This window comes from Brevundimonas sp. 01N35 (assembly GCF_056399785.1).
On record NZ_JBFTRZ010000044.1, the window covers coordinates 1 to 384 of the forward strand.

Below are 384 nucleotides of genomic sequence, written 5' to 3' on the forward strand. Positions count from 1 at the left end.
GGCCAGGAACACGCGTTCCTCCTTCGTGAAGACCGCCTTGACCTGCGCCTGCGCGGCGTCCAGCGCGGCGTGGTCGGTCATGCGGACGAGCGCTTCGGCCAAGGCCAGGGCCGCCTGCTCGCGCACGGTGTAGATGCCGGCGTCGCGCCATCCGGCCAGCAGATCGAACTTGCGCGGGTCGATGTCGAGCTTGCGCGCGATGTTCAGATGGAATTGCAGGCAGAACGCGCAGCCGTTGAGCTGGGAGACCCGCAGCTTCACCAGTTCGGTCAGCGCCTTGTCCAGGCCGGACGCGTCCACCGCGCGTCCCACGCCGCCCAGTGCGGCGTAGACATCGGGGGCTGTCGCCGTAAATTGTTGGAAATCCATCGTCATGTCGTGCTC

The 384-nt window shown here is 66.9% G+C and carries 1 protein-coding gene; it reads right to left on the reverse strand.

From position 1 onward, the window contains the following. Positions 1-369: carboxymuconolactone decarboxylase family protein (locus AC1DJ5_RS14680; RefSeq protein ID WP_477021077.1), on the reverse strand; the 369-nt coding region annotated here is incomplete at its 3' end. Positions 370-384: the final 15 nt, after the last annotated feature.